This window comes from Nonomuraea mesophila (assembly GCF_004352805.1).
In the GTDB taxonomy this organism is placed as follows: Bacteria; Actinomycetota; Actinomycetes; order Streptosporangiales; family Streptosporangiaceae; genus Nonomuraea; species Nonomuraea longispora.
The window spans coordinates 1-10,277 of the sequence record NZ_SMLD01000249.1; the positions used below are offsets into that span (position 1 = coordinate 1).

General features: G+C 69.9%; 7 protein-coding genes. 4 read left to right on the forward strand and 3 right to left on the reverse strand.

The window, feature by feature from the left end:
- The first annotated feature begins 263 nt into the window (after positions 1–263).
- Positions 264–833 carry a hypothetical protein gene (locus E1295_RS44925; protein WP_132641011.1) on the forward strand — a complete coding sequence of 190 codons (570 nt, stop codon included), beginning with the start codon at positions 264–266 and terminating at the stop codon, positions 831–833.
- Positions 834–948: 115 nt separating this feature from the next.
- Positions 949–2,349 (forward strand): hypothetical protein, encoded by a 1,401-nt coding sequence (locus tag E1295_RS44930; protein WP_132641013.1) that lies wholly within the window; start codon positions 949–951, stop codon positions 2,347–2,349.
- A gap of 157 nt (positions 2,350–2,506) precedes the next feature.
- Here E1295_RS44930 and E1295_RS44935 read toward each other — a convergent pair whose 3' ends face one another.
- The 3 genes from E1295_RS44935 to E1295_RS44945 all read right to left on the reverse strand — a co-directional run bounded on the left by E1295_RS44935 (position 2,507) and on the right by E1295_RS44945 (position 6,236).
- The gene (locus tag E1295_RS44935; protein WP_132641015.1) at positions 2,507–3,391 is read right to left on the reverse strand and encodes a S1 family peptidase; all 885 of its coding nucleotides are present in this window, start codon (positions 3,389–3,391) and stop codon (positions 2,507–2,509) included.
- Between the two features lie 215 nt (positions 3,392–3,606).
- Positions 3,607–5,688 (reverse strand): AfsR/SARP family transcriptional regulator, encoded by a 2,082-nt coding sequence (locus E1295_RS44940; RefSeq protein ID WP_166427730.1) that lies wholly within the window; start codon positions 5,686–5,688, stop codon positions 3,607–3,609.
- A 188-nt stretch (positions 5,689–5,876) separates the two neighbouring features.
- Positions 5,877–6,236 carry a hypothetical protein gene (locus tag E1295_RS44945; RefSeq protein WP_220449214.1) on the reverse strand — a complete coding sequence of 120 codons (360 nt, stop codon included), beginning with the start codon at positions 6,234–6,236 and terminating at the stop codon, positions 5,877–5,879.
- A gap of 257 nt (positions 6,237–6,493) precedes the next feature.
- Here E1295_RS44945 and fdh point away from each other — a divergent pair, with 257 nt between their 5' ends.
- Both fdh and E1295_RS44960 read left to right on the forward strand, forming a co-directional pair.
- Entirely contained in the window at positions 6,494–9,670 is a 3,177-nt protein-coding gene (fdh, locus tag E1295_RS44955; RefSeq protein ID WP_220449215.1) for a formate dehydrogenase, read from the forward strand.
- The coding region (locus E1295_RS44960; protein ID WP_132641025.1) for a 4Fe-4S dicluster domain-containing protein at positions 9,663–10,277 on the forward strand (615 nt) is incomplete at its 3' end. The genes fdh and E1295_RS44960, both read left to right, overlap by 8 nt.

Here is a 10,277-nt window from a genome sequence, read left to right on the forward strand (position 1 = left end):
CGTCGGGGCCTCGCGTGGGCCGGGTGTTCTGGAATATGCGGTCGCCTTCTGGTGCGTGGACGGGTGCGAGGGTGTCTGATCAGGGTCCGGTCGGCAGTGTGGCGTATGCGGCGGGTCCTGATGGTTCTTTGCATCAGTTCACGTTGGCTGGGGGGCGGGTGCATCTGAACACGCGTCGTGCGGATGGGTCGTGGACGGGTGCTCGGGTCACGGATCAGGGGCCGGTGAGTGCGGTGGCGGCTGCGGCGGGTCCTGGTGGTGAGGTGTATCAGTTGACGCTGGCTGGGGGGCGGGTGCATCTGAACATTCGTCGTGCGGATGGGTCGTGGACGGGTGCTCGGGTCACGGATCAGGGGCCGGTGAGTGCGGTGGCGGCTGCGGTGGCGCCGAACGGTTTCTTCTTCCAGATGACGTTGACGGGCGGGCGGGTGCACGTCAACATACGTCATCCCAATGGTGCGTGGGATGGTGCGAAGGTCACGGATCAGGGGCCGGTGAGTGCGATCGCGGCGGCGGCGGGGGTGAACAATGAGCTGCATCAGCTGACGTTGGCTGGTGGGAAGGTTCATCTCAACACGCGGCATGGCAATGGTGCGTGGTCGGGTGCTCGGGTCACGGATCAGGGGCCGGTGAGTGCGGTGGCGGCTGCTGCCGGTCCTCAGGGTCTTCATCAGATCACGTTGTCGGCGGGGCGGGCGTTCCACAATCTCAGGCGCACTGATGGGTCGTGGACCGGGGCAAGGATCTTCGACGACAACGGTCATCTGTTCGCGATCGCGGCCGGCTGCAACATTTCTTCCGGCAATCTCCACATCGCCACCATGATCCCCTGACCTCACCATTTCGCGGCGTCACCGTCCAGACGCGATACCGGTCGGTGACGCCGCCGTTTCCCCCTGCCATGAAGCGGAACTTCTTGGCACTTCTTCGACACAGGAGATCGTCGTCATGCATCACAAGAACTCTTTCGTACAGCGACTCGTGCTGTTGTTAGCCACGCTGGTCTGTGTGGGTGGGATCCACGTGTTACCCGCGCACGCCGACACCGATCTCGGCTGCCCGGGTGGCGCGACCAGCGCCGACGGCGCCATCGCCGCGGAGTTCAGCAGACAGCTGACCGGCAAGATGAGGGGGGCGATTTGGGCGGGCAACATCGCATGCGCCCGGGTCATCGTCCAGACCACGAAGTCGCGAAACCTGAGCCTGCGGGCGGCGTCGATCGCCATCACGACCGCAATCGTGGAGTCGTCGATACGCAACCTGGACTACGGAGACAGCAGCAGCGTCGGTCTCTACCAGCAGATCGCCGACTGGGGCAGCTTTGCCCAGCGCACGAACCCCGTCTGGGCGACCAACGCCTTCCTCGGCGCCATGCTGGAATCCTATCCCGGCGGAAGCTGGGCCGGGCGCCCTATCGGCGAGGTCTGCCAGACAGTGCAGCGCTCCGGCTATCCGGAGCGCTATCAGCCGGAGGCCGCGGACGGCATCCGCATCGCCACCAGGCTGTGGGGCGAATCGTCGGGGCCTCGCGTGGGCCGGGTGTTCTGGAATATGCGGTCGCCTTCTGGTGCGTGGACGGGTGCGAGGGTGTCTGATCAGGGTCCGGTCGGCAGTGTGGCGTATGCGGCGGGTCCTGATGGTTCTTTGCATCAGTTCACGTTGGCTGGGGGGCGGGTGCATCTGAACACGCGTCGTGCGGATGGGTCGTGGACGGGTGCTCGGGTCACGGATCAGGGGCCGGTGAGTGCGGTCGCGGCTGCGGCGGGTCCTGGTGGTGAGGTGTATCAGTTGACGCTGGCTGGGGGGCGGGTGCATCTGAACATTCGTCGTGCGGATGGGTCGTGGACGGGTGCTCGGGTCACGGATCAGGGGCCGGTGAGTGCGGTGGCGGCTGCGGTGGCGCCGAACGGTTTCTTCTTCCAGATGACGTTGACGGGCGGGCGGGTGCACGTCAACATACGTCATCCCAATGGTGCGTGGGATGGTGCGAAGGTCACGGATCAGGGGCCGGTGAGTGCGATCGCGGCGGCGGCGGGGGTGAACAATGAGCTGCATCAGCTGACGTTGGCTGGTGGGAAGGTTCATCTCAACACGCGGCATGGCAATGGTGCGTGGTCGGGTGCTCGGGTCACGGATCAGGGGCCGGTGAGTGCGGTGGCGGCTGCTGCCGGTCCTCAGGGTCTTCATCAGATCACGTTGTCGGCGGGGCGGGCGTTCCACAATCTCAGGCGCACTGATGGGTCGTGGACCGGGGCAAGGATCTTCGACGACAACGGTCATCTGTTCGCGATCGCGGCCGGCTGCAACATTTCTTCCGGCAATCTCCACATCGCCACCATGACCCCCTGACACCCCCGGGGTCACCTACCGAGCTCCGTGCTCGCCGCTGCCTGTGGCTGTTCCCGCGGCGGGCAGTGGCGGCTCGTACGCCATGCGCGCGGCGCGCTCGATCGTCGAGGCGCCGCGGCCGGCATGGACCGGCGTCTCGACGAGGCCGGTCGTCGCGTCAGGACTGGTCGGCGGTGATCGTGTCCGTGATCCAGTCCAGATAGAACCCGATCGAGGTGAAGACCTCGTCGGTGGCGAGACAGGAATCGCCGCCGCTGCGGCTGTCCACGCCGATGACTCGCCATTGACCCCCGACGTTCAGGAGCAGCGGGCTGCCCGAGTCGCCGTTGCACGCGCCCGCTGCGTCGGCCTTCGCCCTCTCGACACAGAGGTCACCGGGCGTCGCGTCGAACTCGTCGCCGAAGGAACACGCCGAGAGCTCCAGCGTCCTCGTGTCCAGTTGCCGGATCTGCCGCGGTATCGAAGCCGGGTCGTCAGCGACGGTCCTGCCCCAGCCGATCATGCGCACCGTCGAGCCAGGGGCCGAGTGCGACAATGGGGCGATGGGCCGTTCCTTCGACGGCGCCGCCAGCTTGATCAGAGCGATGTCACCGATGCTCTTTTCGTCCTCGTCGTCCCAGTACGGGTGCACCACGAACCTGGCCGGCTTGAACGCCGTGCCGCCCAGATAGTCGTTCGAACCGACATTCAGCTCGAAGTCCGCCGGATTGCGGCCGGCGACGCAGTGGGCGGCGGTGACGACCCACTGCGGGGTGATCAGGGCGCCGCCGCACCGGAGCGGGGCCGGTCGGTCGCCCTGATCCTTGTAGAGGAGCGCGGCGGCGAACCCGTATTCCTCGGTTGCCGGGTCCCCGCCGATGAGGTGGGGGTTGTATCCGGGGTCGTCCGCGAATGCGGTTCCGGTGCCCGACCACGTCAATGTGGCCAGTGTCGCGAGCGCGAGAACAGCGCCGAGCAGTCTTTTCCTCATGTCGTCCCTTTTTCCGGCATGGCGCGACCGGTTGATCGCACTGGGCGAAAGGGTAGAAAAGGAAAGATTCACGAGGGCTTCGTATCGTCTTCAGCCTGGTGGTAGCGATCAGTGATGCGGCGAGCCGAAACGGCGAAGACAGGGCCCAGTACTCCACTGACCCTTCGCGGTCTTGAGGGGCGTTGGGGTCACATGGCGACGGCCAGCGGCGTCGCCATCAGCTCACCGCCCGGCACTTCCACTACCAGCGCAGACCCGATCCATGATCGCGAAGGGCCACTGGAGTACTAGCGACCCGTATGACGGGCCTGGCCACTCTCGTGCAGCTGTTGTCGCCCCCGCGCCGCGTGGTCGCCCGAGCGCCCCGCCGCCTCCAGGGCGAGGATCTCGAGCGCGGTCTTTCCCTGCTCGTCGCCCTCCAGATCGCACCAGACCGTCACAGCGAGCGCGAGCCGGACGACGTGGGGGTGCAACCCGTCTGCCATCGCCAGCCGGAGAACGCGGAACAGGACGACCCGCTCCGCCCGGAACCAGGCCTGCGCCTGCCCGCGGTCCCTCAGGTGTTCCGGCCGCACCTTCGCCGCCGGAGCGTCCGGGGCGATCAGCTGCGCCGCCGGGTCGAGCAGCAACGCGGCCCGGTACGTGGTGTGCAGGTAGTGCTCGATCGTCCGCAGGACCGCCCGGCGATGGGCGGAGGTGTCCCCGGCGCGGGCGAGACCCCGTGCGTACGTACGCAGCAGTTCGTGGAAGGAGAACCGGGAGGGCACGGTCTCACTCACCAGGTGGGCATCGAGCAGCGTGTCGAGCAGCTCGCTCACCTGCGGTGCATGCAGCCCCGCGAGGCTCGCGAGCGCCGCCTCGCCGACGTCCGGCCCCGGATGGACGGCCAGCAGCCGGAACAGCCGGGCTGCATCGGGAGGCAGCGCGTCGTAGGAGCGGGCCAGCACGGCGCGCATGTCCGTGAGGCTGTCCTTGGTGGCGAGGACGCCGAGGTCGTCCCTGACCCTGCGCAGATCGGCGGCCAGGGCGGCCAACGGCGACAACGGGCGGGCGACCGCGCGGCCGGCCACGATGGCGAGCGCGAGCGGCAGCCGTGCGCACAGCTCGATGATCTCGTCGGTGGCCGCGGGGTCGGAGCCGATCCGCTCACGCCCCAAGCGGCGCGCGAGCAGATCCCTGGCCTCCTCCCGCGTCGGCACGTCCAGCGTGAGCAGCGCGGCGCCCTCCGAGGCGACGAGGCTGCTCAACCCCTGGCGGCTGGTGACCACGACCGCGCACCCGGTGCCACCCGGCAGCAGCCGGCGCACCTGCTCGGCGTCACGGGCGTCGTCGAGGACCAGCAGCACGCGCTTGCCCGCCAGCATCGTCCGGTAGAGCGCGGACCTGGCCCGCGACTCCGCCAGGATCGCCTGCGGCGGCACTCCCATGGCCGTGAGCAGCGCCGGCAGCGCGTCGTTCGTCGCGGCGCCGCCGGACGCGAAGCCTTGCAGGTCGACGTAGAGCTGACCGTCGGGGAATTTCGCCCTGGCCCGGTGCGCCCAGTGCAGGACCAGCGCGGTCTTGCCCACTCCCGCGGTGCCGGAGATGACACAGATCCTCGTGTCCCCTTCGAACAGGCGGTCCAGCCGCTCGCACTCGTCGTCACGGCCAGTGAATCCGGCCACCGCCACCGGCAGCATGCAGGGTGCGGGCGACGTGGCCGGGCGTTCTCCGTCCGCGAGCAGGGACAGGTGCATACGTTGCAGCTCGGGGGACGGATCGACGCCGAGGTCCCGGGCCAGGCGGCGCCTGAGCCGTTCGTACATCGCCAGCGCCTCGGCCTGCCGGCCACAGCGGTCGAGCGTGAGCAGCAGGCGCTCCCACAGCGGCTCGCGCAGCGGATGCCGGAGCGCGAGCTCCTGCACCTCGGCGACCAGCTCGTTGTGGCGTCCCTCGGCCAGTCCCAGGTCGATCCACCGTTCCACGGCCGATAGACGCTGCTCCACTAGGCGCACCGCCTTGGGCCCGCACAACGTGCTGGAACGCAGGCCGCCGAACGGGGCGCCCCGCCACAGGGCCAGCGCCTCCTCCAACTGCTCCCGCTCCGCTCGCGTGTCCCGGGACGACGCCGCCCTCGCCAGCAACCGGTGAAAGCGCAGCACATCCACGTCGTCGGGGTCCGCGTCGAGCCGGTACCCGCTCTTCACCGTGCGGATGGCCGCCGGCCCCAGCACGCGGCGCAGCCTGCTGATGTAGGTCTGCACGCTACGCCGCTGATGGGCCGGCGGATCGTCCGGCCAAAGCGCGAGGGCGAGTTGCTCGACCGTCACCGTGTTGCCCGCGGACAGGGCCAGAGCGGCCAGCATCGTACGCAGCCGGTTCGGGCTCACGTCGATCGCAGTGGACCCCCGCCATACCTGCAACGGGCCCAGCAACGCGACACGGAGTCCGTGGTTCCCGGCATTCGACGGTCCGTGATCGGCCGCCGGCGCCGGACCGAGCGCCGGACCGAGCGCCGGACCGAGCGCCGGACCTTCCGACGGGCATTCACCGGCATGCGCCGCGCCTCGCCCGTCGCTCATACCCCGGGATCGTCCAGGCAGATGTTGGAGCTGCCCGGCTTGATCTGCACGGTCGGTGACTGCCGGAAGGCGGCCGGCACCGAACCCCGGCCATGGCACAAGGCGAAGGTGCCGCCCTGGAGATTCACCAGCACGACGTGGCAGCCCGCCGACGGTCGGTTGTCGAACGATACGACGTCGGCCAGCCGCGACTGGTGCTGGGCCGGGGGCTCACACTGCTTGTACGACACGTTCTCCACGTCAGAAGAACCCGAGAACAGCGTGACCTGTCCACCGGCCGTGGCGGCCACCGCCGGGCTGGAGAGATATCCCGCGGTCACCGTGGCGAGGGCGGTCAAGGCGAGTCCGGCCTTCATGGTTCTGCTCGTCGGCGACAAAGTTGCACTCCGTTTCTGGTGCCTGTGTCCTGTCCGGACGATGCTCGACCCTCGGGAGGGATCGCACCAGGGTGAATCACCGGACATTGACCGGGCATCTCCCGGGTCCCGTCCGCGACGGCCGTGCCGGCGCAGGCGGACCTGCGGTAGGCGGTGTGCCCGTCAACGTCGTACGTCACGTGATTTTTGCCTGGATCGCCAGAATGAGCGGGATGAAACCGGGCAGGTGCCGCAGCATGCCAGGGAGGGGATGGCTCGCCCGGTGGCCGGTGATCCGCCAGCTCACCGGCGAGGACGGCAGGGGCGACGCGGCACGGTCGTCCCGCACCGACGCCCTGCGCCCGCGCACCGAGGACGCCGGCACGGTCGCCCGCTCGATCTGCCCCTACTGCGCCGTCGGCTGCGGCCAGCTCGTCTACGTCAAGGACGGTGAGGTCACCCAGATCGAGGGCGACCCCGACTCGCCGATCTCCAGGGGACGGCTCTGCCCCAAGGGCTCGGCCAGCAAGCAGCTCGTCACCCACCCGGGCCGCCAGACTGAGGTGCTCTACCGCAGGCCGTACGGCACCGCGTGGGAGCGGCTCGACCTGGACACCGCGATGGAGATGATCGCCGACCGGGTGGCGCGCACCCGGCGGGAGACCTGGGAGGAGACCCACGAGGGCAACGTCGTGCGCCGCACGCTGGGCATCGCCAGCCTGGGCGGGGCGACGCTCGACGACGAAGAGAACTACCTGATGAAGAAGCTCTACACCGCCCTCGGAGCCATCCAGGTCGAGAACCAGGCGCGCATTTGACACTCCTCCACCGTCCCCGGTCTGGGGACCAGCTTCGGGCGTGGCGGCGCGACCACCTTCCAGCAGGACCTGGCAGGCGCGGACTGCATCGTCATCCAGGGCTCCAACATGGCCGAATGCCACCCCGTCGGCTTCCAGTGGGTCATGGAGGCCAAGGCCCGCGGGGCCAGGGTCTACCACGTGGACCCGCGCTTCACCCGCACGAGCGCGCTGGCCGACCGGCACCTGCCGATCCGCGCGGGCAGTGACATCGTGCTGCTCGGCGCGCTGATCAACCACGTGCTGGAGAACGAGCTGGACTTCCGCGAGTACGTGCTGGCCTACACCAACGCCGCCACGATCGTGTCCGAGGACTTCCGCGACACCGAGGACCTCGACGGCCTGTTCTCCGGCTGGGACCCGGAGACGGCCACGTACGACCCGAGGAGCTGGGCGTACGAGCCGACGGGCGAGCGGCCCACGGCCGAGGAGGCGAAGGGCGGGCGCCGCGACGCCGAGGCGGCGGGCTCCGACACCTTCGGGGCGGGCGGGCCCGCCGCGTCCCCCAGCCCGAGCACCGACCCGACGCTGACCCACCCGCGCTGCGTCTACCAGATCGTCAAGCGGCACTTCGCCCGCTACACCCCGGAACTGGTCGAGCGGCTGTGCGGCATCCCGCGCGACGGCTTCGCCGAGCTGGCCGGGGCCGTCACCGCCAACTCCGGCCGCGAGCGCACCACCGCCTGGGTCTACTCGGTCGGCTGGACCCAGCACACCGTCGGCGCGCAGTACATCCGCACCGCCTCGATCCTGCAACTGCTGCTCGGCAACATGGGGCGGCCCGGCGGCGGCATCCTCGCGCTGCGCGGCCACGCCAGCATCCAGGGCTCGACCGACATCCCGACGCTGTTCAACATCCTGCCCGGCTACCTGGACATGCCGCACGCCGAGCGGCACCGCGGCCTCGACCACTACCTGGAGCTGGAGGGCGGCGCGACCGGCTTCTGGGGCAACCGGCGCTCCTACCTGGTGAGCCTGCTCAAGGCGTGGTGGGGCGAGGCCGCCACCGAGGAGAACGACTTCTGCTTCGGCCACCTGCCGCGCATGACCGGCGACCACGGCCACTACACCACGGTGATGGGCCAGATCGACGGGACCGTGAAGGGCTACTTCGTGGTGGGGGAGAACCCCGCCGTCGGATCGTCGGGCGGCCGGGCGCAGCGCCTCGGCCTGGCGAACCTCGACTGGCTCGTCGTCCGCGACCTGGCCCTGGTGGAGACCGCCACGTTCTGGCTGGACGGCCCGGAGCTTGAGACGGGCGAGCTGCGTACCGAGGACATCGGCACCGAGGTGTTCTTCCTGCCCGCCGCCAGCCACGTGGAGAAGGAAGGCACGTTCACCAACACCCAGCGGCTGCTCCAGTGGCGGGAGAAGGCGCTCGACCCGCCCGGGGACTGCCGCAGCGAGCTGTGGTTCTACTACCACCTCGGCAAGCTGCTCAGGAAGCGCATGACCGACGACGAGATCGACCGGCCCGTACGCGAGCTGACCTGGGACTACCCGGAGCGCGGCGTGCACCGCGAGCCCTCGGCCGAGGCCGTGCTCCGCGAGATCAACGGGGTCGGCCCCGACGGGCGCGCCCTGTCGTCGTCCACCCAGCTCCGCCCCGACGGCTCCACGACGTGCGGCTGCTGGATCTACTGCGGCGTGTACGCCGACGAGGTCAACCAGGCGGCCCGCCGCCGCCCGCGCGGCGAGCAGAGCGCTGTGGCGCTCGAATGGGGCTGGGCCTGGCCGGCCAACCGGCGCATCCTCTACAACCGGGCCTCCGCCGACCCCGAGGGCCGCCCGTGGAGCGAGCGCAAGGTGTACGTGTGGTGGGACGCCGAGCGCGGCGAGTGGACCGGTGACGACGTGCCCGACTGCGAGATCGGCAAGCCGCCCGGCTACGTGCCGCCCGAAGGCGCCCACGCCCAGGACGCGCTCGCCGGGACCGACCCGTTCATCATGCAGTCCGACGGCAAGGGCTGGCTGTACGTGCCGGCCGGCCTCGTCGACGGCCCGCTGCCGGCCCACTACGAACCGCACGAGTCCCCGGTCGCCAACCCCCTCTACGCCCAGCAGGCCAACCCGGCCCGTCGCACCTACCACCGGCCCGAGAGCCCGTACAACGTGCCGGACGGACGGTTCCCGTACGTGCTGACGACGTACCGGCTGACCGAGCACCACACGGCGGGCGCGATGAGCCGGCCGCTGGCCTACCTCGCCGAGCTGCAGCCCGAGCTGTTCTGCGAGGTCTCGCCGCAGCTCGCCGAGCACGTGGGGCTGGACAACGGCGGCTGGGCCACGATCGTGACCAGCCGCGCCGTCGTGGAGGCCAGGGTGCTGGTCACCGGGCGCATGCGGCCGCTGCGCGTCGGGGGCCAGATCGTGCACCAGGTCGGCCTGCCCTACCACTGGGGCTGGGGCAGCGGCGGGCTCGTCACCGGTGACGTCGCCAACGACCTGCTGCCGATGGTGCTCGACCCGAACGTCTACATCCAGGAGGGCAAGGCCATGACCTGTGACGTGCGGCCGGGCCGCCGGCCGCGGGGCCCGGAGGCGCTGGAGCTGCTGGAGAGGTACCACCATGGCTGAGCGGATGGGCTTCTTCACCGACACGAGCGTCTGCATCGGGTGTAAGGCGTGCGAGGTGGCCTGCAAGGAGTGGAACCAGATCCCCGACGACGGCTTCGTCTTCGAGGCGACCTCCTACGACAACACCGGCATGCTGGGCGCGAGCACCTGGCGGCACGTCGCCTTCATCGAGCAGTCGCGGCCGGTCCACGCGGGCGACGAGGACGGCGTGGACCGGTGGCTGATGTCCTCCGACGTATGCAAGCACTGCACGCACGCCGCCTGCCTGGACGTCTGCCCGACCGGAGCGCTGTTCAGGACCGAGTTCGACACGGTGGTGGTGCAGGCCGACATCTGCAACGGCTGCGGCTACTGCATCCCGGCCTGCCCGTACGGCGTGATCGACCGGCGGGAGGGCGACGGGCGGGCCTGGAAGTGCACGATGTGCTACGACCGCCAGCTCGGCGGTCTCGAACCGGCCTGCGCGAAGGCCTGCCCCACCGACTCGATCCAGTTCGGGCCGCTCGACGAGCTGCGCGAGCGCGCCGAGGAACGGGTGACCCGGTTGCGCGCCGACGGGCACGAGGAGGCCCGCCTGTACGGCGAGAGCCCCGGCGACGGGGTGGGC